The organism is Enterococcus rotai, from assembly GCF_001465345.1.
In the GTDB taxonomy this organism is placed as follows: domain Bacteria; phylum Bacillota; class Bacilli; order Lactobacillales; family Enterococcaceae; genus Enterococcus_L; species Enterococcus_L rotai.
In genome coordinates, this window is record NZ_CP013655.1 from 765,304 (window position 1) to 791,878 (window position 26,575).

The following is a 26,575-nucleotide window of genomic DNA, read 5'->3' on the forward strand; positions in this document are numbered from 1 at the left end:
AAAACATACTTTGAAAAAGCTTCTCTCAATTACCGTTTCAATGGTTTATAGTCCGTATCGTTTGAACAAAACGAATGTCATTTTAGGCAGTTCTTTGAGTATGCCTCTGTCAAGTGAATCAAAAAAAGATTTTTAAAGTTAGCTATCAACTTTAAAAATCTTTTTACTTGTCACTCAACCAGCTTAAATATAATACAAATTCTCCGACGGATAAACCGCATCACTCGTAATATCCAAACCTAATTCTCTTAACGTTTGCTCATCATTCTTACTCAACATCACCGTAGAATGCGCTTGGACACCATTCAATTCAGATAATTTATCATACGCCAATTGTGCTGTCGGGTTCGTAACAGCACTGATCGCTAGCGCAATCAAGATTTCGTTGGCTTTTAAAGCCGTAATTTTACTGTGAAGATCTTTTCGCTTCATCGTTTGAATGGTTTCAAGAATCACTGGAGATAATAATAAAATTTCATCTGAAATATTAGCTAATGTTTTAATAGAATTCAAAATAGCAGATGAACATGAATCCATCAAGCTACTGGTTCTTCCTGTTACAATTCGACCATCTTGTAACTCAAACGCAATAACAGCAGGCGTATCATTACTTTGGGTTTGCTCTCTTAATTGCTCTGAATATTCTCTAGCAGGAAGTACCGCTTTGCGGTCTTCTTTTTTCAGCTCGACTTCTTCCATGATCAGCTTAATGCGATTGACAGTCTCTTCATCGATCAAGCCTTTTTTAAAGTCACATTCTGTAGCAAAACAGCGACGGATGATTTCTTGTTTAGAGGCTTCTTTCACCACATCATCATCGATGATCCCAAAACCAACACGGTTCACACCCATATCTGTTGGGGATTGATAAACGGATTCTTCTCCGGTAATTTTTTCAATGATTCGTTTGATTACTGGGAATGTCTCAACATCACGATTGTAATTAACAGCAACTTTTTGGTACTTATCAAAATGAAATGAATCGATCATATTCACATCTTTCAAATCAACAGTCGCTGCTTCATAGGCAATATTTAAAGGATGCTTCAAGGGAACATTCCAAACTGGGAAGGTTTCAAATTTTGAATAACCAGCAGTCTTGCCGTTACGGCTCTCATGGTACAGTTGATTTAAACAAGTTGCCAATTTCCCACTACCTGGACCAGGTGCTGTCACGACTACGATTGGTTTTGTCGTTGGAATATAGTCATTTTTCCCAAAGCCTTCTTCGCTGACAATTTTTTCAAGGTTGGATGGATAATCTTCGATCGCCGCATGTTTATAGACTTTGATATCTCTTCTTTCCAGTTTGTTGATAAACATTTTTGTAGAAGGTTGTCCACTGTAGCGGGTAATCACCACACTGTTGACTGCTAAGCCATACTCTCTTAATTCATCGATTTGGCGCAAAATATCCATATCGTAGGTGATTCCATAATCGCCACGAATTTTATTACGCTCAATATCCCCTGCATAAACACAAATCAAAATCTCCGCTTGATCTTTTAATTTTTGTAAAAGTTTAATTTTAGCGTCCGCATCAAATCCTGGCAGAACACGTTTCGCATGCATATCGCCAATCAATTTCCCACCAAATTCCAAGTAGAGCTTGTCATAATGGTCAACTCTTTCAAGGATATATTTTGATTGCTCTTCGATGTACTTTTGTGGATCAAAACCTCGTTTTTTCACGTAAGAACCCTCCGATATTTGTATACTGCCATCTATTATAAACTTATTTACGGATGATTACGATAAGGAACTTCATTTTAATTTAAAAAAAAAGCCCCTTATCTTGTTAGATACTTTCGATATGTAAAAGTTCCCGATATAAACAAGATGGCCAATATCTTAGATCCAACACCACTATACAAAAACAAACAAACTGGAATCACCACGCTGACTCCATAATAAACCCACTTAACAAATAACTTACCTGCGTGTCTCTCTGTCTTATTTTCTGGAGAGCTTTCATACCTCATCGTATCTAGCGGATTTCTTGCTAAAAATAACCCATTTGACTTCTCAATAAGTATCCCAAACAACAGAACTACCAAACTAAATACAATTAAAAATAGTAAGACTTGGTCCTTTGAAGAAAATAGACTGTCCATCTTGAACCTCCTTTAACTACATACATTATTATACAGCAAAATAAACCTATGTTCCTCCAACAGCAAAGGTGACAAAGGTTTATTTTATATACTTCATTCCATACTATACAATTGGCGGAGTTCCTTCCGCATTTCCAACTATCGCATCCATTTGAATCAACGCGTCTTTCGGCAATGTCCCTACGCCCACTACTCTTCTAGCCGGTAAGCCACCTGGGAAAAATGATCCATAAACTTCATCTACGACAGCCATATCTGCAATATTTTTCACAAATATATTCACTTTCACTACATCAGCTAATACATGATCCACACTTTCGATGATTGCTTTGATATTGGCTAAGCACTGCTCAGTTTGCTCTTTTATGCCACCTGTAACGATGGTATTCGTTTTTGGATCAATCGGTAATTGCGCAGAAATATTATTGTAATGTGAAAAAGCAACAGTTTGCGTTGAGAATGGGCATTTTGGTGCTTTTTCCGTATTATTCGCTTCGATGATCAAGCCATGACGATCTTCAATTGCTTGTGGCGGTGTACCATCTCCATGTGAAACGACTGCTTCGATTTGGACTGCAGCACCCATCGGTAAATCTGCTACCTCTACAATTGTCCGCGCAGGAACATATCCTACTGCTCGAGCAATCGCCGAATCAGGGAAAAATGTGCGATAAACTTTGTTTACAGCTTCGATTTTAGAAAGATCTTTCAGAAAAATAGTCATTTTCACGATATCATCAAATGGCACATCAATACTTTCTAAAATTGCTTTGATATTTTGTAAACATTGACTTGTTTGTCTTTTCACACAGCCAGCTACTACTCTACCTGTTTTAGGATCGATCGGTAATTGCGCTGAAAGATTATTGTAGTGAGAAAATGAAACAGTTTGCGTTGAAAGTGAGTCACTTGGCGCATTTAGTGTATTATTTGTAAGTTTGATTAGATCACCTGCTTGTGGTGCGTTAGGAATCGTACCTTCACCATTTGAAACTAGGGCTTCAACCTGTACTAAAGCATCCATCGGTAAGGCATCGACTGCAACCACCGTTCTTGAAGGATGATAGCTTGCGAAAAATGATGCGTATACGTCATCAACTGCATCCAGGTCTTTGATATCTTTAACAAAGAGAGTGATTCTCACAATATCACTCATGACATGATCGATGCTCTCTAGAATTGCTTTGATATTTTTAAAACATTGCTCTGCTTGTTCTTTGATACCACCGGTAATTAGTTGTCCAGTTACAGGATCGATTGGCAACTGGGCTGAAACGTTATTGTAATGAGAAAAAGCGACGGTTTGTGACGATTGTAGATTTTGTGGTGCGTGTTCGGTGTTTCTTGCTAATACTGCGTTATCATTGCTCATAGTTCTATTCCTCTTTTCTTTTTCATACATTCAAATAAACAAATAATCAACTACGCAAAAATGTTAACGCTTCCAACGTGGTGCTCTATTAAAAACTGTTCTTTTATGCGTCCATCATTTTTTTACTATCCTGCTGTTAATATGGAGATCATGACAAATTGACAAAAATTATATCACTTATTTCAGTCTACAATAATAGCGCTAACATTTCAATAACCTATTTTAAAGTTCATAAAACGAACATAGGCAATTTTTTACATTCCTAGTTGATTTTCAGCTGTAAACATGTCACAATTTTGCTAGATAAGAGCCTTCAAAGAGCTGGCTCATTCTCAATGTTAGGAGTAACTGATACATGATAAAAAAAGAAGAAATGCCGCTTTGTGACGTGGCAACTACCGTTCAATTGATCGGCAGCAAATGGAAAACATTGATTATACGAGACTTGATAACAGGACCAAAACGAAATTCTGAACTAAAACGCTCATTAGCAGGCATATCTCAAAAAGTATTGACGGAAAGTCTTAATTCTATGATAGTAGACGGCATTGTGGAGCGAATAGACTTCCAAACCGTTCCGCCTCATGTTGAATATCAATTAACACCGCTCGGAGAAACGTTACTCCCTGTGATTGAGTCCATGAGACAATGGGGGCAATTTTATAAACAACAACGTTGATTGATAGTTACAAATTTGTGCCTACTTAACATTTTCCCAAAAGTTATTTATACTTTCATTAGAATGATAAACAGCTATTGAGGAGGAAATCAACATGAACTTTGAAACAACGCCCGTCGAGGCAGTCAATATCTCGAGTGAGTACACTACTTTAAATGGTGAGCCTGTTTTAAGAGTGGTAAAAAAAGAGAAATTAATGGAATTTGACGAAAATACTTATGCTAAACTTATCGACTCATCATTCCACAATGGAACAATCGAAGTGAAAATGTTGAGTCGGCTATTACCAGATGCCCCAGATTTTGCTCGTGGTTTTATTGGTATTGCCTTTCGAATCAATGAAGACGACACACAATTTGAATCCTTTTATGTTAGACCAACGAATGGGCGGATTGATGATCCAATCAGAAAAAATCGTGGTGTTCAATATTTTTCTTACCCTAAATATACCTTTGACTATTTTAGAAATCTTGGTATTACTGATTTTGAAGGACCAGCTGATATTGGACTTGATGAATGGATCAGTTTAAAAGCAGTCATTCATGGTGCCAAAGGGTCATTTTATTTAAATGATAATGAAGAACCAGTCTTAGTGGTAGACAATATGAAACACGGTGCTGACGCTAGAGGCGCTATTGGTTTCTTTGTGGATATTGGTACAGAAGCCTTCTTCAAGGATTTGAAGATTACCGCAACAGATTGAAAAAGCGAAATAGGAAAGAGGGCGAGCGGAACAAAACTGATCTTTAGTTTTGTTCCGCTCGCCTGTCTATTTCGTCATATATTTATTGTATACAATCATCGATTGATCTTCGCTGAATCTTGGCTAAGAAATTTGATTACTTCAGCTTCACAAAATTGATTACAATCTCCTTTAATCATATGCTTTAAAACTGAGGCCGCTGTGGCAAACTCAACTGTTTCTTGGGGGGATTTTTGTGCTAGCAATCCATGGATCATCCCACCACTGTATGCATCACCACCACCAATCCGGTCAACGATTGGATCGATCTTGTATTTTTTTGAACTATAATACTGTCCCTCTATCCATAACGTTCCTTGGAGCTCGTTACAGCTTGTTGAATGGACCGTTCGATGTGTCGAATAAAAGGCTTTAATAGTTGGAAACCTTGCATTCATTTCTTGGTAGTAGTGACGGATATCTGTGTCTATTGACTCTTCTGGAATTCCAAGCAAATGAATTGCATCTAATTTACCTGCTGAACAATAATCAACATGTGCCAAAATTTCTACTAAAAAATCGCCCGCTTCTTTTTGACTCCAAAGGTTCTGCCGATAATTACAATCAAAACTAACTTTACACCCTTGATTTTTAGCTGCTTTCACTAGCTTGATCGTAAATACCTGCCACTGTTTCGATAAGGCTGGTGTAATGCCAGATATATGGAAAATGTCTGCTCCTTCAAACAACTCCGAAACATTCCAGTCCAGCTCTTGCATATCAGCAAACACCGAACCTTGCCGATCATAAATCACATTTGTAGCCTGTAATCCAATTCCTTGTTCCACGTAATAGGTTCCGATACGTCCTTGGTTTTCCAATAAATGACTAGTGAACACACCATAACTGTGCAGGTGTTGTGCAATCGCTTGTCCCAACCTATTGTTTGGAACCTTACTGGCAAATTGGACTTGATGACCATAATTAGCCAGCGAGATGGCCACATTCGCTTCACCACCCCCATAATAAACCTCTAACTGGTTCGTACGATCCAGTCGCGTTCCCGGATTAGTTGATAAGCGCATCATGATTTCACCTAAACAAACAACTCTAGCCATTTTCAAGGCCTCTGATTTCAGCCAACTTTGCAGCGTACTGTTTAGCAATTTCCGTGACTTTTGCAAAGTTCCCTTCTGCTGCTGGAGCAAGTAGATTGCCGCCAACCCCAACGGCTATAACACCGGCTTTAAACCAAGTAGCCATATTTTCTAAACTAACGCCACCTGTCGGCATTAAGTTAATGTGCGGCAAAGGGGCTTTAACTGCGGACACCATACTAGGACCGCTACTATTTCCCGGAAATAATTTAATGATATCTGCGCCACTTTTTAAAGCTGTTTGCATCTCTGTGATCGTCATACATCCAGGTAAATAAGGAATTTGATACATATTACATAGTTCAGCTGTTTCTTGATCAAAGCTTGGGCTGACCACAAACTCAGCGCCTGCCATGATCGCCAAACGGGCAGTCATAGCATCCAACACTGTTCCTGCCCCTATCACGACATCTTGCCCTTGATAAGCTTTCAGCAACTCTTCAATTACGACTTGGGCATTCGGTACGGTAAACGTCACTTCGATTCCTTTTAGTCCACCCTCAATGATTGCTTGACTGGCATTTACCGCTTCTTCTTGGTCCTTTCCGCGAACTACTGCAATTACCCCAGCATTCTCTATGCGTCTTAAAATATCCATTCGTTTCATTTGATCATCCCGTCCTTTTTCATTAGCTAAGGTGTGCTCGTTCAAGTAATGCTCCTGCTTGATGCTGACCTTCTAAATCTTTTAAACCTGATAATGTTGCTATACGATCCATATTCGTAATCACCACAATAATCATCGTTTCTTTCCCTTGACTACGAATATAAGCAAGATCCATTTGAGCAATTTTACTATCTGTGGACACTTTATCCCCAACCTTTACAAAAAGCTCAAACCCTTTTCCAGCCAAAGCAACCGTATCAATTCCCATATGAACAAGGACTTCGATCCCGTTCGCTGTTTTGATTCCAATTGCATGTTTTGAGGGGAAGATTGTTGTGACCGTGCCACTAACAGGGGAAAAAACAGTTCCATCAACTGAATCAATGGCAAATCCATCCCCCATCATTTTTGTTGAGAACACTTCATCAGGCACATTTTCTAATGGAATATAACTTCCTTTAGCCGTCGCATGAAGATCTACTTCATTCGTGAATACTTCGTCTTCCTCTTCTTGTTTTGGTACCATAAAATAACAGATAGTAAATGAAAGAATCAGTGCAATTAGAATTCCTAAAACCGCAAAAATGAAATACTGACCAATATAGGCTGGCAAACTAAAAATACTAGATAAGATATACCCATAAATCCGAACGCCGAAGAAACTAATAAAAGCTGACGCTACAGAACTACCGATCGTCGCAGCAATAAAGGCTTTTTTATATTTTGACAAAATACCGAAAAGTGCAGGCTCTGTGATACCTAAAAGTCCAGAGACAGCTGAAGACAATACCAAAGATTTTTCTTCCTTGGTTTTTACTTTTGTATAAATAGCCGCTGTTGCTCCAGTGATTGCCATATTCGCCATAAACATCATAGGCATCAACATGTCATAGCCTTGATTGGCAAAGTTTTGCAATGCAATCGGCGTCATCGCATGATGCAAGCCTGTAAAGATTGCAATCGGACGGATCGCTCCCACAACGATTCCTGCTAAAACGGGTGAAATCGAGAATAGCCAAGCAACACCAGCTGCCAAAAGATTTCCTAAATGAATACTAATTGGACCAATCACAGTCAACGTCAGTAATCCTGCAACAAACAATGAAATAGTCGGGGTGAAAACGGTCCGTAATATTTGTGGTAATACGTTATCCACCCAACGGTAAATGTAGCTCAACGCTAACACAGCAAAGATGATGGGAATAACCGTACCCGCATAATTAAAGACGGGAACTGGCACAACACCAAACAACTGAAATGCAGAAAGCTTACCTTCTGCTACAGCTGCGGTCATTGTTGGAAATTGTAAAATCGCTGCTATTGCAATAGCTAGATACTGATTCGTTTTAAAAATTCGTGCCGCCGATGCTGCTACGAAAAATGGCAGAAACGTAAATACTCCGCTGGCTACCATGTCAATGATCGAATACGTATCCGTTTGGTTCGAAATGACATTCAGTGCAACTAAACCTGCCATCAGTCCTTTGATCATTCCTGCTCCAGCAATTGCTGGAACGATGGGACCAAAAACACCTGAAACAGTATCCATAAAGACTGAAACAAGTCCTTTTTTCTCTGTTTCCCCTTGTTGATTGTTTTCGTCTAAGCCTAATTCTTTAGCAATCGGTGTAAAATACTCTGCAACGTCTGTTCCAATGACAACCTGTAATTGGTCACTCTGATACTTCGTCCCCACAACCTTAGAAAGTTTTTCAAGTGCTGAATAATCCACCTTCTTTTCGTCTTTCAAATTAAACCGTAATCTCGTCATACAATGCCAAACATTATTAATATTTCCTGCTCCGCCAACATCTTCAATAATTTGCTTTGCTATTTCTTCGTGCTTCATTTTTTATCCTCCCTGTTCGGAATATGTCCTTCTACTCATTTAATTGAATTAGCAGAATAAGAATTCTTGTTTCCGTTTTCACCAACATAGTAGCATGGAAAACCCACCTTGTAAAACCAGTCCTTTTATTATAAAAATGAATAAGAACAGCTTTACATCAACATTTCACAATCATTTAAACAAAAATTGGACTGGTTTTATATCGTTTAAACCATTTTTTTCAAACCAAATTGACACTGCTCTATTAACATGTTTCAATAAACGTAGAATCAATCTGTATCAATAGAAATTGGAGTGAAAAAAATGACACCAACAATCATTACCGATATAAAAAGTTTTGCGATTAAACCAGACCGACATAATTTACTCGTGGTCAAAGTTGAGACCGACAAAGGTGTTTCTGGTATTGGCTGTGGAACCTTTCAGTTTCGTCCTCTAGCTGTACAAACAGTAGTTGATGAATATCTAAAACCACTTTTGATAGGAAGAGATGCCAATCAAATCGAGGATATTTGGCAAGTGATGAATGTAAATTCTTACTGGCGCAATGGTCCAATCACTAATAATGCCATATCCGGTGTAGACATGGCATTATGGGATATTAAAGGGAAGCTTGCGGATATGCCTCTCTATCAATTATTAGGCGGCAAGGCTCGGACTGCCATACCAGCTTATACTCATGCAGTAGCTGATAATTTAGACGATTTATTTCGTGAAATCGACAAATTTATTGATGAGGGCTACCGATACATTCGGTGTCAATTAGGCTTTTATGGTGGGAATCCTGAAAATCTGCAAACACCAAATCAACCGATCGCTGGTTCTTATTTTGATCAGGAAGACTATATGCAAACCACCTTACGTATGTTCGAAAGTGTTAAAAATAAATATGGTAGTCGTTTTCAAATGCTTCACGATGTCCATGAACGTCTGCATCCAAATCAAGCCATTCAATTTGCAAAAGCCACAGAAAAATATAACCTTTTCTTTTTAGAGGACATTTTACCTCCTAATCAAAATGAATGGTTAGCACAATTGCGTAATCAATCAGCAACACCGATTGCTACTGGTGAATTATTCAATAATCCTATGGAATGGAAAGAACTCGTTCGCAATCGACAAATTGATTTTATGCGGGCTCATGTTTCCCAAATTGGTGGGATCACGCCAGCCTTAAAACTTGCACACTTCTGTGAAGCAATGGGCATTCGTATCGCTTGGCATACCCCTTCGGATATTACGCCTGTTGGTCTTGCAGTAAACACACATTTAAATATTCACTTGCATAATGCCGCAATTCAAGAAAATATCGATATTCCAAAGAATACAAAAACACTTTTTGGCAATATCCCAGTACCAGAAAAAGGCTTCTTTTATCCGATCGAGCAAAGTGGGATTGGCGTTACTTTTGATGAAGAACGTGCAAAAGACTACCCTGTTGTTTACCGTCCGCATGAATGGACACAAAGTCGTACCCCAGATGGTACGATCGTTACACCATAACTATGATAAAAACGACTAGCTTCCTTCGTTCCGCAAATCGCTTGCTGAACGAAAGAATATTAGTCGTTTTTTATTTAATCTATTCTAGAGCGATGGATTTCTCGATCGAATGGTCGAATATAGGTCACCGAATAATCAATTGCAATAATACTGCTGTATTCAAACACTTGGCCATCTTCTAATATTGCACGATTGGTAATCTGCATTGCAGGTGTCCCTCTTTTACACAACAATAGCTGAGACTGCTCTTTCGAGATAGTAATTGGATCATAGCTAGTAATATAGTGAGAAATACGATAGCCTTTCCTTTCCACATAATTCTGAATGGAATGCTCCACTACTTGCTGGTTTAAGTCAGGAAACATCGACACTGGCAGCTTAGAAATCTCTAGCTGCTCAATTTTATAGTTTACGATCCGTATCCGCTCAAAGGTCCAAATCTCTTCCAGTTCGTTAACTTGAAAAATCTTTTGTTCTTCTAAAGTAGCGGGTGCTTTTTTCAAGTCAATCATTTTTGATCCGATTCGATCATAGGGTGTTCTGGTCAGTGAATTAAAAATCAACGGATTATTTCGCCATTTTTCATGAACGAAAATTCCAGAGCCTTGAATCACTCTGACGATGCCGATTTCTTCCAAGTTTTTTACAGCTTGTTGAATCGTAAAACGTGAGACACCATAAATTTCTGCAAGCTTTCTTTGATTGGGTAACTTGCCCTCTTTAAATTCTTCTTGATAGATTTTACTCAGCAAATCCTGAACAATGAATTCCCGTTTTTTCATGAGTCTCTCCTTCGCTCGATTATTCTCTCTTAACTATACCTTTATTTTCTTAAGAAGTTAATGGATAAATTGAGTTTCTTATAAAAGACGTTTTTTGGGAAAAGCATATTTAAGAAAGAAGAAAAATCATGAATTTTTCCAAGTAATTTTTCTCCACCTTCAATGGTATTCGGAAAAGAAAATCCTTTAAGAACAACCTTTCCTTCATCATTCATGATTGAAGCAACATGGGAACGTTTCCCAATATCAATTCCAATGTAGAACATAATTATACCGCCTTCATAAGGATTTGGATTGAAATCCACTCAACTGAAAAGCGTTACTACCTTGTTCTAGATACGGAGTAAAGCCAGAAGGCTTTCAACATCTAACTCATTCGTAAACAGCTAAACAGAGAGAGGTGTCAGTCTTTCGATGACGAGCTCATAGACTCAAGGAGAAAACGACATAGCCTCTCAATCCAGTAATTATATTATCTCAAATTTATTGAGTTAATACCTAATGAAAAATAACAATGGTTCATAAGGTTATCCACTAAAATCGGAAGATTAAAACCTTAAATATAATATACAAGGAGCATTGGACAGACGTATTTACTTCTGCTCCCGCCATTTATCCGGATTTCAGGTGTCTAGGATATGACTCGCAGAGTTATGTCTCAGACACTTCTATTCTATATAATTGTAACTTTCGATAGCCTACTAGCTTGATTCTTGTGTCCGTATTTTATTTGATTGATACTTTTAAATTTTGATAGTGTTTAAACTAAATTAATTAATACGATCAAACACAAAGTATATCCATAATGTACGTTAACAATTTTCTATTTTGTTATCAAAGTAAATTCATAGTATTTAACACTAAAAAAATCATAGGTATAGATATTTTATACACCCTAAACTATAATAAGTAGTATTGACTTTACAAAGGAGTTTTTATATGTACAAATTTCATTATAATAAACCTCTTATTACTAATGATAGTAGATTATTTGCCAGTCTAATGGCGTTCTCTGGTGGAGCTATTGATGTATATTCTCATACCTACTTCCACGGCTTAGTAGCAACTCAAACAGGAAATATCGTATTATTGGCATCAAATGCATCTCAAAAAGAATGGTATCTATCAGTCCCAAAAATTCTTTCTATCTTTACATTTACAATTGGTTTTTTAATGTGTATTTGGATTAAACAAAGTAATTTGAGTGTTTACTGGCGGAGTTTCACAATGCTACCTGTTATAGTGACTAGTTCTCTAGTACCATTCTTCTCAGAACAATTTGATTTGATCAAAATAGGATTTTTAGCTTTTGGATCCGGATTAATTATGTTAACTTTCACTGGAAGTAAAATTGAAGATAACTCTTACACAATAATGATGACATCAGGAAATTATCGTAAAATGCTTAATGAGTGGTACTTATATATTACGTCAAAAGGTAAAGCTCTCAAAGCTAGACGCAATGCAGAAAATTATACAATTGTGGTCTTAGCGTTTCTAGTTGGAGCCTTCTTATTAGCATTTATTAATATTTTTCTAGGAAAGTATTCTATCTTTTTGCCTGCATTTACATTTTTGTTTTCTTTTTTTATTGAAATTTTTCATGCCAAAAATATTTCAGATGTATGATAGAATGATTGTCTTATTGTAGTTCGCTAAAAACGAACTTTTTAATCAAAAAAGCCAGAGACTAAATCATTTAGATTCTTAGTAATCGAAAATTATATCAGCAAGCCTTCTCAATTAACTCTGGACTCTATTGAGATGGTAATATCTGAAGAATATCTTCTTCGTTCTTTCAATAGTAGACAATATTAGTAACAGATTGCTGTTCCTTAACTACTAATAGAAAAATTAGGTCCGAAGATTTCTGAAGATTATACCATAATTGAGATAGGAGCAAAGACGTTATGACGATCTAGATAAAATTAACTTATAAAGCAATAATTAATAAACTCAATATTTTTTAGTTTGCATTAGCATTGATACTTTAACTTACACATGAAATTTAGGAATAGTTCGTTGTGATAAAGCTTGACTCAATTACAAAAAAATAACCTCTCCTAATTCTCTAGTCATTTTCTGCTCGCTTTTATGGTTACTTTCTGATTTATACAATATGAAATATCAATCCAATTTTTTGTTGAAGGAATATCTTCCACCACAAGAAAATTTTGAGGATCAACGTTTTTGAGTGTGTAATTAGAAATACACAAATCACAGGTAATTTCACACTGATGAACATTTGAGAGCTTCACTTTCCTTGCACAATGAACATCAACTCTGTCCGGAAATTTATTATTCAATAAATAGGCTAAAAAAATTTCATGTTCTTCTCCTAAATCGCTATACACTACCACTACTAATTTGGAATACTTTTTATCTAATTGCTTATAAAGTTCATTCCAATGAAAAAAAGTTTCATGTACTAACTCTTCATAATAATCAGAATACCAAGGGAACTGAGTCTGCTTTTCAAGTGAAATTAATATATCCTTAACTTCTTGAGTATATACAGGATAATTTTTTCTTATAGAAACACAGGATTGTGCAAAACGATTATGTATAATGTACTCTTGAAACGGATAAATCCTATGTCTGACATAAATGAATTGAATCCAATTGCTAAGTGCTACTCTGTTTTTTTCAGCAATTCTTATATTTAAAGAGGAACAAAGCAGTTCTATATATTTATTGCTCAAGGTTTCAATAGTACTTTTTTCTTCATAGTCTACCAAAATGTAATTCCACCAAAATATGGATTGACAAAACTTTTCGTAATTAATTTTTGGGTATTTAGAATGTAAGATTTCTTTAATCTTTTCAAAAATAATTCTATTTTTGTCGCTCGTTTTCTCAAAGTTGTGATTAACAGAGAATGTGAATCCTTGTTCTTCACGTATAATAGAAATCGCCATTGAGTACATCAAAAATTTTATTGAATCAAGAGTAACCTTAAATGGAAATATTTTTATTGCATCATTAGTAAGTTCATAAATAAAATACTTATTAATAGGAAATGGCCACTCGCTTTCTTCATACGCTTCACAAAAATATAGTATTAGAAATAAACGAATTTGTAATTCATTTTCTCCAACCAAGACATACTTATCCTGATTGTGAGTGATATCCATATTTCGATCACTTAAGACAAGATTTAATTTTTTATAACTTCTATATAAACTTGATTCACTAATATACAATCGTTTTGTGTGAAAAGATGTATCTCTATTTGGATAAAAGAAAAACGATTCAAGCAATGATAGATCACTAGAATTCTTCATCATTTTTTTATACAGTTCGCTAACAGAATGATTTTTATGCATATAGATACGGATACCAAGTTTCTTTGAGATCTCTATAACAACATAGTCTAGCCATTCGTTCTCAAAATAGTCACAGTCTGATAATAATGTTTGTTGCGAACAGTTTAGACGTTTTGTCAACTCTTTTATGGGTACCCATTGATTTGAATGAATTAAAATATCTAATAACCTAACTCTCCTAATCATCGTATTTTGGATGAGACGTTCCATCTTAATTCCCCCTTCTATGAATGAAAAATAATCCAGACTTTAAACACCTTAATAATACGATAATAGCAAACAAAAACATAGTAATTAGCATGATATATGGATATAAATATATACAAAAAACACACTTAAAGTGTGTTTTATATTCTTAGATTACTATTTCGATGCAAGCACCATTAAATTCTCAGTATCCGAAATACAGGTCTGCAAAGTTATTCGTTCTCCACCTGTTGGTCCAATAGTTTGATCCCAGTAATCTACGCCTGTAGATAAATCTTTACCAAAATCATCTAGATGTAAAATATTATTCACATAATAATTGGTTGTTTTTCCATTGGTGTCATTTACACTAATCGTTTGTCCTAAACCTACATTAAATAAAACAGAAAATATTCCAGGATTATGACCGATGAAGTGTGTATTTAGACCATCATCTCCTGATTGTATTGGTATGCCCCCCCATGTTGATGCACTACCACTAGGATCGCTGTCAATCACTGATTGCCCTGAACCCTGCCCTCCATTTTGATAAGGAATTGTTATACCATTGATTACTAATATATTCGGTTGATTTTCATGAGAATCCTTTTCTATCAAAGGTATTCTCGTAACTGCTCCATTGGCTTGCGTTGCTATTTCAGAACTTTGTTGTTGATCCCTCACTTCAGCAAGGTTTGACTCCTCACTATTTTGACTCTCTGATACCACTTGCAGGTTAGATGCGACGGGAGTAGCATTTGGATCAGCTATAACACTAACTTCTCTAATTTTTGACGTTTGATTATTACTGAAATCTGATACAGTATATTCTACTTTGTATGTTCCTTCATTTGACGTGTCTACTATTCCAGAAACCTCGATTTTGCTACTAAGATCGCCATCTACATTATCTTTTGCACTAACTTCTGTTAAAGGATCAAATTCTTCTCCAGTATATATAGTAGAATTAGTTGTAGTAATTATAGGATTGTCTTTATCTATAATTGTCAAAAAAACATTTCCTTGAGAAATTTCATCATTTTTCTTAAAGGTGACCATTACATTTGTTGACCCGATTTTTTTAGAATCAAAATTTATTACCTCTACTTCTAATTCCTCCATCTGCTTTTCTGTGATATCAAATATCTCTTCAATTGAAAATCTTTCACCATATTCGATTGTTTGATATTTCGTTCCAAACGGCAAATCCGATTTTATAACGTCATTTTTTTTATTTTCGGCAAAATTTTCTGTTTGATCAGATATGATAAACAGTATCATAGTTACAGTTAAAACAAAAATGGTATACACCAAAATGGAACCTTTCAAAACAATATTTTTCATAGTATCAACTCTTTCTTTTTGAATTGATAATTATGATAATCCTTATTGTTTAAATATTCTATTTATTTGTTTGGTAAATAGTATAAAAGTAAAGAAAAACTCATATACATCAATGTATTTCAATTATTTATAATTTATTATTATTTTTGAAATTGGTATACTCAACTATTGGTTTTACTTCAACTAAATAATTTATTTCCCAATTATCATAATTTTTTTCAAATTAAAGGATTTTAGATTAGACTCATCTGTATTTAAATCAAAAAATTCTTGTAAACACAGGGAAAAAGCATTACTGTTAGTTTATACAGAAATGAACTATGCATAAAGGAGACATTATGAATAAAAAAATGATATTCCAATTGATTGTTAATAGTTTATGCTTGCTATTACTTATAATTTTGGGTTTAAAAAACAGTTCATTAATAGTATTAACTATTATTTTAACGAGTATAATTATACTGAATAGTCTTTTCATATTAAAAAATTTATTTTCACGAAAAGTATGATCATAGAAGAAATGACGGACTGATGTTATTATACTATTTCTTCCCTAAAAATATAGGATTGAGCCAACATAATGATCCATTTAACCAGCCAAAAATGGAACTCTACTCTCAACTTTAGAATCTTTATTTTCCTCGTTGATCAACTTGGTTTGGTCTTTTGGAATGGTAAACTCATTTATCCTCTTGACTAAAAAGTCATTGTACCGGCATTGACTTTTTTCTGTGCAACAGTACTATTCTCTACCAATTTCCCCAAAAGATATTGACAGCGCTTTCTTTATAGTGTATATTTGCTTTGTTAAATGGATAGTGATTATTAAGTTAAGCTAAACCTAAACAATGCCCGTATTGGCTCTTGTTTAGGTTTTTTTCTATTCTCAATCTCTTTCATCACGTGAAAAGGAGGTCGGCTATTTTGGAAATTCTAAAAATTTTAAATAATAATGTCGTCATTGTTTTAAATGAAGAAAATGAAGAAGTGATTCTTATGGGGAATGGTTTAGGCTTCCAGATGAAAGCAGGTTTGGAAGTAGATGCTGCAAAAATCGAAAAGGTTTTTAAACTTGAAAACCAAGTGGAATCTGAACAGATCGAACAACTTTTTGCGGAAATTCCTGAGGAGATCATCGATATTTCTTATAAAATTCTATCTCATGCTAAAGATACGTTAAATAAAGAATTGAATGAATCGTCTTTTATAGCCATTGCAGACCACTTATATTCCTCGATCCAACGGGCGAAAAAGAATATTCAAGTGAAAAATTTCCTATTATGGGACATCAAACGATTTTTCCCAACGGAATTAGAGATTGCTCGAAGCGCGATTCAAATGGTCAATCAGCAATTACATGTAACACTGACCGATGATGAAGCAGGTTTTCTAGCTCTACATATCACGAATGCTCAAATCGATAGCCGTCACGAAGATGCTATCAGCCTGACTCAATTAATTGAAGAAATCCTGACCGTTATCAAGTATACACTGCGAATTAGTTTCGCTGAAAATGATATTTACTTCCAGCGTTTTATTACACATTTAAAATTTTTCACTGAAAAAGTATTACAAAATAAAACCGATAAACTACCTGAAGATCAAGTGGAAAACGAGTTGTTTTTGTTAGTCACCACACAATATCCCGCAGCATTTGAGGCAACAAAAAAAGTTGCTGAGCTATTAAAAAACCGACGCAATTATACGATGTCAAAGGACGAACAAGTCTATATCACCATTCATTTAGCTCGAATCATCGATAAAACTAGTTAGCTGGAGAATAATTCTCTTTATCTAAAATATTTTTCTAAAAAGGAGCGTAGGAAACTACTTGCCTGTGGAGAGGCGCTGGATCGTGACATTAAGTTGGCGAGACCTCTGAATAAAAAATAACTTAACATTTGGAGGAACAAAAATGGGTAAATACGAAGAACTTGCAAAAAATATTGTAAAAGAAGTTGGAGGCAAAGAAAATGTCAATTCTTTAACAAACTGTATCACACGCCTTCGATTTAAATTGAAAGACGAAAGTAAAGCAAATACTGAAGTTTTAAAAAATATGGATGGTGTTGTGACGGTCATGCAGGCTGGTGGTCAATATCAAGTTGTGATTGGTAATCACGTTCCAGATGTCAGAAAAGACGTTGATGCTGTTTTAGGCGTTCTGGAAGCTCCAACTGAATCTGGGCCAAAAGGAAATTTATTTGATCAATTCGTTGATATGATTTCCTCTATTTTCCAACCGATTTTAGCGCCACTGTCTGCAGCTGGTATGTTAAAAGGGGTTAATGCCATTTTAATTTTCGCTCTAGGCTCTAGCTTTGCGGAGTCTTCAACATCAGCTATTTTTAATGCAATGGGTGACGGATTATTCAAATTCTTGCCAATCTTTATTGGGTACACAGCAATGAAAAAATTTGGCGGCTCACCCTTCCTTGGGATGTTGATCGCATCAAGTTTAGTCTATCCTGGATTTTTAGAAGGTGCGGCTACTGCACAGTTTGCTGAATCGGGAGGGCTTAATTTCTTTGGTATTCCATTCTCTATTCCGCCTGCAGGTTATGGTTCTACGGTTATGCCGATTATTGCAGCGGTTGCTTTTGCTGCCTTTTTAGAAAAGCAATTACGAAAAGTTATTCCTGACGTTATTAAATTGTTTATTGTTCCATTTTTAACAGCGCTTGTAACGATTCCATTAACATTCTTAGTTATCGGACCAATCATGAATACTGTTTCTGATGCTTTAGGAAATGGCTTACTTTCTATTCAAAGTTTCAGCCCAATCTTATTCGGTGCTATTCTTGGTTTCTCTTGGCAAATTCTTGTTATGTTCGGTCTACATTGGGCACTTATTCCATTTGCCATTATCGCGTTATCTCAAGGGGATCCAACATCATTATTAACACCATCAGGTAGTGTGAGTTTTGCTCAAACTGGTGCAGTATTAGCGGTCATGTTGAAAACTAAAAATGCGAAATTAAAAGAATTATCGATCCCTGCTTTTATTTCAGGTATCTTCGGTGTAACTGAACCGGCTATTTACGGTATCACTTTACCTAGAAAAAAACCTTTCTGGGCATCTTGTATTGTTGGGGGTGTTACTGGTGCCATCGCTATGGGATTAGGTATGCAAGGCTATCAAATGGGTGGCCTCGGAATATTCCGCTATCCAAGTTCTATCTCACCAGATGGCGATGTTAAGTTTGCGATTTACGCAATGATTTTGGATGTGTGTGCTCTTGCAGCTGGTTTTGCAGTAGCTTGGGCTTTAGGATTTAAAGATGATGAACCAACGATTCAATTATCAAAAGAAGAAGCAAAATTAGCCGCAACTGGGCAAAAAAAGAAACTAACAAAAGAGGAAGTTTTCTCTCCAGCGGAAGGCAAAGTCCTACCTTTGAGCGAAGCAAGAGACGCAGCATTTTCTGAAGGCATCATGGGCAAAGGGGTTGTAATCGAACCAACTGTTGGGGAAATCGTGGCACCATTTGATGGTACCGTGATGACTCTTTTCCCGACAAAACATGCCATTGGATTGATTTCGGACAATGGAACTGAGCTTTTGATCCATATCGGTATCGACACCGTTCAGCTAGATGGTGAAGGCTTTGAGGCCTTCGTCGAACAAAATGCGAAAGTCAAAAAAGGGGACAAATTAGTGACCTTCGATATTAGTGCGATCGAAGAAGCAGGTTACAGCACACAAGTGCCGATTATCGTTACAAATACCCCTGACTACGCTGATGTGATTGCAACTTCTGAAACCTCGACTAAACAAGGAGATGTTTTGATTACTGCAATCATCGCAAATTAATCATTTGACCCAATACAAAATTTATTTATAAGGGAGTACAAATCAATGAGTTTTCCAAAGAATTTTTTATGGGGCGGTGCAACGGCTGCCAATCAATGTGAAGGAGCCTGGAATCAAGATGGCAAAGGCGATTCGATTTGCGATCACAATCGTGCAGGAAGTCGCACATCGAATACTCACCGCACGTTCGATTTAGAAATCGACACAGAACGGTATTACTATCCTAGCCACACAGCTATTGATTCTTATCATCACTATAAAGAAGATATCGCTTTATTTGCAGAAATGGGTTTTAAGGTTTATCGAATGTCGATTGCTTGGTCTCGAATTTTCCCGAACGGGGATGAATCAGTGCCAAACGAAGCTGGTTTACAATTTTATGACAATGTTTTTGATGAATTAGCGAAATATGGGATCGAACCACTTGTTACGATTTCACACTTTGAAATGCCTTTCCATTTGGGTAAAAAATATGATGGCTTTTTAGATAAACGGACCATCGGATTTTACGAAAACTATGCAACAACCCTGTTTGAACGCTACAAAAATAAAGTGAAATACTGGCTGACATTCAATGAAATCAATTTTGGTACAATGGATCATGGCAAACGCATTAGTGGGTTGTTCAATCGTGATTATACTGAAACCGAGCAATACCAAGCACTCCACAATGTTTTTCTAGCTTCAGCAAAAGCAGTTGTTGCTGGACATAAAATCAATCCCGATTTTAAAATCGGTTGTATGTTGGCTTACATTACGATGTATCCTAAAACATGCCGTCCAGAAGATGTTTTAAAAACACAGCAAATCAATGAAAAATTCAACTTCTTCTGTGGTGATGTTCAAGTCAAAGGGAAATATCCTTATTTTATGAAACGTTATTTTGCTAAGAATAACATTCAAGTCGACATTACAGATGAGGATAAGGCATTATTACAAGCAGGAACTGTCGATTATTATACATTTAGCTATTACATGACCACTTGTATTACAGATGATTTAGAAAATCGCGATGATAAAACAGGAGGAAACCTATTTGGCGGTGTCTCTAATGAGTATCTTGAAACAAGTGATTGGGGCTGGCAAATTGATCCTGTTGGATTACGTTATACATTGAATCAAATCTACTCTCGCTATGAAGTGCCGTTAATGGTTGTTGAAAATGGTCTTGGAGCCTTTGACGAAGTGGAATCAGATGGTTCAATCAATGATGATTATCGGATCGATTACTTCAAACGCCATATCATCGAAATGGAGAAAGCGATTGATGATGGTGTTGATTTGATTGGGTATACACCGTGGGGCTGTATTGACTTAATTAGTGCCGGAACAGGTGAAATGAGTAAGCGCTATGGGTTTATCTACGTCGATCGTGATGACGAAGGTAACGGAACACTTGAAAGAAGCCGCAAGAAATCATTTCACTGGTATAAACAAGTGATTGAATCAAATGGCGAAAATCTTTCTTGATTAGAATCGTTTTTCTTTTAATCTCTTCGTAAACTTAAAATCTGTGTAAACAGCTCACAAAGATGGACTGCTTACACGGATTTTTTTGAGCACATCAATTGTAATTCAGCCTAAATCTGTTATCGTAAAATCAAAAGGAGCGTGAGCGAGATGAAACAACCAATAACCTTTATTTCAGTAGCAGAACATGCAAAAGTCCAAATGGATTTCTACGCCGATGTTTTCCCAAATACCACGATTCAATCCGTCATTTATTATAATGAATATCCTGAGCGCGTTTTAAATGGACAACTAGATTTAAACGGAACGCCACTCTACTTTTTAGAAATGGGACCAGAAAATCCAGTAGCACCTGGTTGGAATCTTTCTTTGTATGTTGAAATGGATAGCGAAGCAGAGTTTGACCACATCTTTTCAGCATTAGCTGCGGATGGCTTTGTTATGATGGGGCCTGAACCTGCTGGAATTTTTCAAAAAGTCACTTGGCTGACAGATAAGTTCGGTATTACTTGGCAGCTAGTATTTGCTGGAAACTAAACAGGCTACTACCTTGCTTAGCAAATACAAGGTAGCAGCAATATTCAATACTAAGTCTACTCTAAAGCCAGTGTTTCAAACATTGGCTTTTTTCTTTTTACACACCTCTACTGCCGCTTAAATTCAACTTCAGTCTCACCATAATGAACCATTATCAATTCTGCTTGATCATATCCTGAATAATCAAAAACGATCTGATAGTACATTTCTCCATCTTTTTCATCCGTGCTAAGAACCCTAGGTAAGTAACGCGTTTCTTGGTCGTTGATAACAGCCTGAAGCCAGATATCATCTGGATCAATGAGTTCGTTAAATGTCTTGTCACTCGTTGTTAGTACAAACGAATTTGGATAAACCACGCCTGAAACAGTCTGTGACCATACAGGATCGGTCGGAACAAAATCAAGCGCATCAAACGATTTGATTTTTGACGTGTCTATCGGCAATTCCCAGAAGCCTTTAAGTTGTTCAAATGTCTCTCCTTCTTTTCCCTCGTGATATCCTGGTGTATCATCTATGGGATACATGGCGGTTACACGATTGATTTCAATAACTGCGTTTTCTAAAGGCGGTACTTCATCGTTACTAGCTTGAAGACGATACGTTAATTCTAATTGATTCGTACTGCGGTCAAAATGAAAATCCGGTGTAATCGACGCAAATAGATTCAAGTTTTCATGATTCTCCGACAACCCGCTCTTTAAATCCACTAAATAGCGACCATCTCCATTTTTAAGCGCAAATGCTATACCATAAAAATCAAGTGTTTCATCCGTGAATTTTGAGTGTTTCGGGAATTGAATCAGAAAGTGTAGACCGATTTCATTTTGACCTGCATAAACTTCAGTTAGCTTAATCTCAATATTTTCATTTGTCGCCTTCGTACTTTGTTGTGTAACAAACCCCTTTTTTTGAAGTGTCTCTGAGGTGAATCGCCCAAGATGCAAGAAGTTGGTCACGGCTTTGCCGATTGGTGTAAAGGCTAACGAAAGGCCCAACAATACTAGCGCTGCAAGAACAACGAACGGGATGAACTTTTTCTTCTTGTGCTGTACTCGCTTTTGCTCTTGAGCGATTTTTTGATAGGCTAGATCAAAAGCTTGACGGGCTTCTTGTGACATCATTTGCGTTTCTTGCATCGTATCCTTCAACTTTTCTTCGAAGTCTTTCATTAAACCAATCCTCCTTCTGATTTATTGTATTCTTTTTGCAATAACGCTCGACCTCGCGCCAGACGAGATTTAATTGTTCCAGTAGGCTCTTTTAAAATCTCGCTAATTTCCTTCACTGAAAATCCATTGTAGTAATACAAAACAAGAGGAATCCGATAAATTGGATTTAATCCGTTCAATAAGTCATTCATGGTTAAGCGTTCGGTCTCATGAGCGTTCATTGAAAATTGATAGTCCTCTATGTCTGAATAGGATTCAGTGTTCACTATTTTTTTGCATTGATTGATCATTATTCGGCAAAGCCATGTGTTAAAATAGTTCGGATTTTTAAGTTGATTCAGTTTTTGATAAGCAGTGATCACTGTTTCTTGCAGCACATCTGCTATATCTTGTTCATTTGCTAAAAAACGTCTAGCCATATTGTAAAGTACCGTTTCATACTCTTTAACCAAGTGAATAAAGGCTTCTTGATCCCCTTTTTGAGCCTTTTTAACTAAAAATACATCGTTTGCCAAGTAAAATACTCCCTTCATCTCCAACACTTCTTTTAACTCTTCTACTTATTAGAGCCTAGAAAAAGGTAAATGGTTGCATCAAAATTATAAAACAGCAATATTCTTATAGATAGTCTTATTTTTTATACGCACAAAAAAAGGATAAAGTAAGTAGTCTATCCTACATACTTTATCCTCTTTCCTATTTTTTTCTCTTTAACACATAGGCTCCGATTAAAGCCAAAGCGATTATTGCCAAGCCGGCAACGAGAGCTACATAACTATCTTTACTTCCTGCTTTTGGCAATTGTTCTTTTGGGTTTGCAGCATTGCGTTTTGAAGCATTTAAAAGAACTTTTTTTGCTTGTGGTTCTTTCGTTGCTTCTTTGACAGGTATTAACTCACCTTCTGCATGACCGTTTGTTTTGATTTCTTCTTTTATAGGCTTATCTTGGCGCACTTCTACCTCTTTGCCGGAAACTGGCGGTTCTAGGGATGGAACTTCTGTTACCTCAACACTCTCTGGTTCAATTGGGTTGATTTCTTCTAATTTAGTTGATTCGTCTTCGATGGTTTCGACCTGCTCATCAACATAGATTTCAGGCTGTTCTTCTTTCGCTTTGTTTAGTTCGTCTTCTTGACTTTCTTTCGCCTTTTCTTCCTCGATCGGTTGGATCTCGCCTAATTCCCCTGATTCATCTTCGATGATTTCAGTCTGTTCACCAACATGGATTTCGGGTTGTTCTTCTTTTGCTTTATTTAATTCTTCTTCTTGGCTTTCTTTCGCCTTTTCTTCCTCGATTGGTTGGATCTCGCCTAATTCTCCTGATTCATCTTCGATGATTTCAGTTTGTTCACCAACGTGGATTTCGGGTTGTTCTTCTTTTGCTTTATTTAATTCTTCTTCTTTCGTTTCTGTCGGATGTTCAGGATCAAGCGGCGTGATTTCTTCCAACTGACCTGATTCATCTTCGATGATTTCTTCATGTTCAACAGGCTCTTTTACTCGTTCGCTTTCATCACCTGTGGCATTGCCATCTAAAAAGATATTTTTCACTTTATGCGTCGCTGTCTCATACGCCGCTTTTTCATAATACAGTTGGTAATTGATTTGGCAATCGTTGGTAAAGTTTGGTTGTTTTTTGCCTGCTTCCGTTATAGTTGCAGTGTACATGATTGAAAATGAAGCCAAACGTGCTTTTTCGCGATAAAGACGAATTACAAAAGCATTATCTGCACCAAATTCCACTGTACCGTATCGTTGATTTTCAAATTCTTCCAAGCTTAACGTTGACCGACCTAAGTAATTATCAATAGTAAAGATAAAACTATCTTTATTTAACACTTGACCTCCACCAGATTTATCTGTCAAAACAATATCATTACCTAGTTCGCTTTTATTCAAATTCGCATTTAAAAACCAACGGATTTGACCGGATTTCCCTAGTAAGTCTCCTGTTTTATAAAAGAAAGGTTTCTCGCCTTCCACACCACCACCTGTATGGCCTTTGATCACAATATTTGGTACGGTGATTGACGTGCCAAGATTTGCTGGTACCTCGTTCACTGTATTTTCTGCCACATTTTTTACACGTACACCAAAAGTAAACTCACCACGGACATGATTAAGTTGATCCACTTTCTCGTTGAATGTAGCAATTACTTTATCTTTATAGACACGGACTATCCCTAATCCATTTAAATCAATTTCACGTGGTGCGCTATCAGAGTCTGCGAGACCTTCGAGCTCTTTTGGCAATGCTAAAGTCAATGTATCTCCAGCCTTTAACGTTGTACCAGATTTTTCACTAAAATTTACTCGAATAGAGGTAAGTTCACCATCTGATAATTCTGTTTTATCAAAATGAATCGAGTCAACAAATCCTCCACTACTTAGTTCCGCTGCCAATGACTGCTCACTAAAACCAAGGAATCCTAAAAACCCTACAAACATTACTACACACCATGATAATTTTTTTAACATCTTTTATACATCATCTCTTCCTCTGATTGATATAGACCAATATGTATTCTTTATTACTTTTATAAATAGCAACTTTTCTGATGTTAAACAAAAAGTAAATCTGTGTCAAAGAATATACACTTTAGATTTAATTATAACGATTGTTTTTTATAATTTTTGAAATAAAATAATCAACTGAGCAATTCCAAAGGATTTTTATTAAAAAAATCCCAACCTATTCTATCATAACTCCTCCTTACATAAATCATTGAATAAATATAAATCTATCATAGTACTATAGTCAACAAGTCAGTACTGATACCCTTTTATAAAAATGTATCCATCAGAATCTCCATTCTTTTATTTGATTATAATTTTAAACTACGTTAAACTTTTAGAAAGTTCACTTTAGCTTAAATTATTATATATATATCTTTTATTTCATAAAAAGAGGGAGCGATAACCGATGTGTACAAGTATTACAATGACAACGAAAGATCAACATGTTTTATTGGCAAGAACAATGGACTTTGCAGTTGTTCTAGAAGCCGAACCAACGTTTATTCCACGGAATAAATTTGCATTTGTTAATGACGAAAATGATGATCGTAAAAATGACTATGCCTTTGTAGGAATGGCGCGACAAGTAGATAACGGACACTTTGTTTTTGCCGATGGCTTAAATGAAAAAGGACTTTCCTGCGCAGCCCTCTACTTTTCAGGTTATGCTGACTACAATAGTCAAGATACTTCTAAAAAATATACTTTAGCTCCACATGATGTTGCCCCATTTTTGCTTTCCACTTGTTCAACTATTGAAGAAGTAACACGTACAATGGAAAATGCGCAGGTTGAAAATACAGCGCTAGATTTCTTAGGAATCGTCCTACCGCTTCATTGGGTCATCACAGATAAAACTGGGAAAAGCATTGTCGTTGAATTTACGGAACAAACGTTGCACATTCATGAAAACACGATTGGCGTTATGACAAATAGCCCTGATTACAAGTGGCACACAACAAATTTAAGAAATTACATTGGGCTTCAACCCGAACAGAAAACAGAAGTTCATTTAAAAGATATGGTGATGAAACCTTTTGGTGAAGGTGCTGGTGCATTTGGTCTTCCAGGTGATTTTACTCCACCATCAAGATTTGTCAGAGCAGCCTTCTTGAAAGCTTGCTTACAAGATGTTCAAACGGAGTTAGACGGTGTTACGTCTATGTTTCATGTGCTTGCTAATGTCGATATCCCTAAAGGTGTTGTAAAAACAACGCAAGCTTATGATTATACTCAATATACTTCTGTTATGGTAAATAGTTCATTGAATTATTATTATAAGACATACAATAATCAGCGTATCCGCTGTATCCAATTAGAAAATGAAGATTTTGATGCGACTTCTGGTAAAATCTGGTCTAGTGGTGATTCGGAAGATATATTGTATCGAAATCGTAAAAAATAATCCGTTAAACAGGCTAAAGAGAGCAACAACCGTTTTTTGATAGGTTGTTGCTCTCTTTA

General features: G+C 36.3%; 21 protein-coding genes and 1 pseudogene. 9 read left to right on the forward strand and 13 right to left on the reverse strand.

Going from position 1 to position 26,575, the window contains the following annotated elements:
• Window positions 1–183: 183 nt before the first annotated feature.
• From ATZ35_RS03695 to ATZ35_RS03705, 3 genes are all read right to left on the reverse strand, one after another.
• Complete coding sequence (locus ATZ35_RS03695; protein WP_208929545.1) at window positions 184–1,692, reverse strand: DUF1846 domain-containing protein; 1,509 nt, start codon at window positions 1,690–1,692, stop codon at window positions 184–186.
• Window positions 1,693–1,790: 98 nt separating this feature from the next.
• Window positions 1,791–2,114 carry a hypothetical protein gene (locus ATZ35_RS03700; protein ID WP_208929546.1) on the reverse strand — a complete coding sequence of 108 codons (324 nt, stop codon included), beginning with the start codon at window positions 2,112–2,114 and terminating at the stop codon, window positions 1,791–1,793.
• A 103-nt stretch (window positions 2,115–2,217) separates the two neighbouring features.
• Window positions 2,218–3,486 carry a RidA family protein gene (locus tag ATZ35_RS03705; protein WP_208929547.1) on the reverse strand — a complete coding sequence of 423 codons (1,269 nt, stop codon included), beginning with the start codon at window positions 3,484–3,486 and terminating at the stop codon, window positions 2,218–2,220.
• A gap of 355 nt (window positions 3,487–3,841) precedes the next feature.
• Between ATZ35_RS03705 and ATZ35_RS03710 the strand changes: the two genes are divergently transcribed.
• Both ATZ35_RS03710 and ATZ35_RS03715 read left to right on the forward strand, forming a co-directional pair.
• On the forward strand, window positions 3,842–4,165 hold the full coding sequence (locus tag ATZ35_RS03710) for a winged helix-turn-helix transcriptional regulator (protein WP_208929548.1): 324 nt from the start codon (window positions 3,842–3,844) through the stop codon (window positions 4,163–4,165).
• Window positions 4,166–4,259: 94 nt separating this feature from the next.
• Window positions 4,260–4,868, forward strand: a complete 609-nt coding sequence (locus ATZ35_RS03715) for a hypothetical protein (protein ID WP_208929549.1) — start codon at window positions 4,260–4,262, stop codon at window positions 4,866–4,868.
• Window positions 4,869–4,963: 95 nt separating this feature from the next.
• Here the strand turns inward: ATZ35_RS03715 and ATZ35_RS03720 are convergent, their stop codons facing one another.
• The 3 genes from ATZ35_RS03720 to ATZ35_RS03730 are packed head-to-tail and all read right to left on the reverse strand — an operon-like array spanning window position 4,964 to window position 8,460.
• Window positions 4,964–5,965: a sugar kinase gene (locus ATZ35_RS03720; RefSeq protein ID WP_208929550.1), complete on the reverse strand. Its 1,002-nt coding sequence runs from the start codon at window positions 5,963–5,965 to the stop codon at window positions 4,964–4,966.
• Complete coding sequence (locus ATZ35_RS03725) at window positions 5,958–6,611, reverse strand: bifunctional 4-hydroxy-2-oxoglutarate aldolase/2-dehydro-3-deoxy-phosphogluconate aldolase (RefSeq protein ID WP_208930416.1); 654 nt, start codon at window positions 6,609–6,611, stop codon at window positions 5,958–5,960. Before ATZ35_RS03725 ends, ATZ35_RS03720 begins: the two co-directional genes overlap by 8 nt.
• 22 nt (window positions 6,612–6,633) lie before the next feature.
• The gene (locus ATZ35_RS03730; protein WP_208929551.1) at window positions 6,634–8,460 is read right to left on the reverse strand and encodes a glucose PTS transporter subunit IIA; all 1,827 of its coding nucleotides are present in this window, start codon (window positions 8,458–8,460) and stop codon (window positions 6,634–6,636) included.
• 303 nt (window positions 8,461–8,763) lie between these two features.
• Here ATZ35_RS03730 and ATZ35_RS03735 point away from each other — a divergent pair, with 303 nt between their 5' ends.
• On the forward strand, window positions 8,764–9,963 hold the full coding sequence (locus ATZ35_RS03735) for an enolase C-terminal domain-like protein (protein WP_208929552.1): 1,200 nt from the start codon (window positions 8,764–8,766) through the stop codon (window positions 9,961–9,963).
• A gap of 74 nt (window positions 9,964–10,037) precedes the next feature.
• On the opposite strand, the gene ATZ35_RS03740 is transcribed toward ATZ35_RS03735, so the two are convergent.
• On the reverse strand, window positions 10,038–10,745 hold the full coding sequence (locus ATZ35_RS03740) for a GntR family transcriptional regulator (RefSeq protein ID WP_208929553.1): 708 nt from the start codon (window positions 10,743–10,745) through the stop codon (window positions 10,038–10,040).
• A gap of 119 nt (window positions 10,746–10,864) precedes the next feature.
• Window positions 10,865–11,011, reverse strand: a pseudogene (locus ATZ35_RS16755) (IS110 family transposase); the annotation flags it as partial.
• 673 nt (window positions 11,012–11,684) lie between these two features.
• Between ATZ35_RS16755 and ATZ35_RS03750 the strand changes: the two are divergent.
• Window positions 11,685–12,374, forward strand: a complete 690-nt coding sequence (locus ATZ35_RS03750) for a YoaK family protein (protein WP_208929555.1) — start codon at window positions 11,685–11,687, stop codon at window positions 12,372–12,374.
• A 446-nt stretch (window positions 12,375–12,820) separates the two neighbouring features.
• On the opposite strand, the gene ATZ35_RS03755 is transcribed toward ATZ35_RS03750, so the two are convergent.
• On the reverse strand, window positions 12,821–14,281 hold the full coding sequence (locus tag ATZ35_RS03755; RefSeq protein ID WP_208929556.1) for an AcpB/EbpR/MafR family transcriptional regulator: 1,461 nt from the start codon (window positions 14,279–14,281) through the stop codon (window positions 12,821–12,823).
• Window positions 14,282–14,434: 153 nt separating this feature from the next.
• Window positions 14,435–15,601 (reverse strand): immunoglobulin-like domain-containing protein, encoded by a 1,167-nt coding sequence (locus tag ATZ35_RS03760; protein WP_208929557.1) that lies wholly within the window; start codon window positions 15,599–15,601, stop codon window positions 14,435–14,437.
• Between the two features lie 924 nt (window positions 15,602–16,525).
• On the opposite strand from ATZ35_RS03760, the gene licT reads away from it, so the two are divergent.
• The 4 genes from licT (at window position 16,526) to ATZ35_RS03780 (ending at window position 21,422) form a co-directional block, all read left to right on the forward strand.
• Entirely contained in the window at window positions 16,526–17,374 is an 849-nt protein-coding gene (licT, locus tag ATZ35_RS03765) for a BglG family transcription antiterminator LicT (protein ID WP_208929558.1), read from the forward strand.
• Between the two features lie 142 nt (window positions 17,375–17,516).
• Window positions 17,517–19,415: a beta-glucoside-specific PTS transporter subunit IIABC gene (locus tag ATZ35_RS03770; RefSeq protein WP_208929559.1), complete on the forward strand. Its 1,899-nt coding sequence runs from the start codon at window positions 17,517–17,519 to the stop codon at window positions 19,413–19,415.
• 45 nt (window positions 19,416–19,460) lie between these two features.
• Window positions 19,461–20,885 (forward strand): glycoside hydrolase family 1 protein, encoded by a 1,425-nt coding sequence (locus ATZ35_RS03775; protein WP_208929560.1) that lies wholly within the window; start codon window positions 19,461–19,463, stop codon window positions 20,883–20,885.
• Window positions 20,886–21,035: 150 nt separating this feature from the next.
• Window positions 21,036–21,422: a VOC family protein gene (locus ATZ35_RS03780; protein ID WP_208929561.1), complete on the forward strand. Its 387-nt coding sequence runs from the start codon at window positions 21,036–21,038 to the stop codon at window positions 21,420–21,422.
• A gap of 107 nt (window positions 21,423–21,529) precedes the next feature.
• On the opposite strand, the gene ATZ35_RS03785 is transcribed toward ATZ35_RS03780, so the two are convergent.
• From ATZ35_RS03785 to ATZ35_RS03795, 3 genes are all read right to left on the reverse strand, one after another.
• Window positions 21,530–22,594: a hypothetical protein gene (locus ATZ35_RS03785; protein WP_208929562.1), complete on the reverse strand. Its 1,065-nt coding sequence runs from the start codon at window positions 22,592–22,594 to the stop codon at window positions 21,530–21,532.
• Window positions 22,594–23,109 carry an RNA polymerase sigma factor gene (locus ATZ35_RS03790; protein WP_244148205.1) on the reverse strand — a complete coding sequence of 172 codons (516 nt, stop codon included), beginning with the start codon at window positions 23,107–23,109 and terminating at the stop codon, window positions 22,594–22,596. Before ATZ35_RS03790 ends, ATZ35_RS03785 begins: the two co-directional genes overlap by 1 nt.
• Before the next feature lie 181 nt (window positions 23,110–23,290).
• Complete coding sequence (locus tag ATZ35_RS03795) at window positions 23,291–25,072, reverse strand: collagen binding domain-containing protein (RefSeq protein ID WP_208929564.1); 1,782 nt, start codon at window positions 25,070–25,072, stop codon at window positions 23,291–23,293.
• A gap of 445 nt (window positions 25,073–25,517) precedes the next feature.
• Between ATZ35_RS03795 and ATZ35_RS03800 the strand changes: the two genes are divergently transcribed.
• The gene (locus ATZ35_RS03800; protein WP_208929565.1) at window positions 25,518–26,516 is read left to right on the forward strand and encodes a linear amide C-N hydrolase; all 999 of its coding nucleotides are present in this window, start codon (window positions 25,518–25,520) and stop codon (window positions 26,514–26,516) included.
• Window positions 26,517–26,575: the final 59 nt, after the last annotated feature.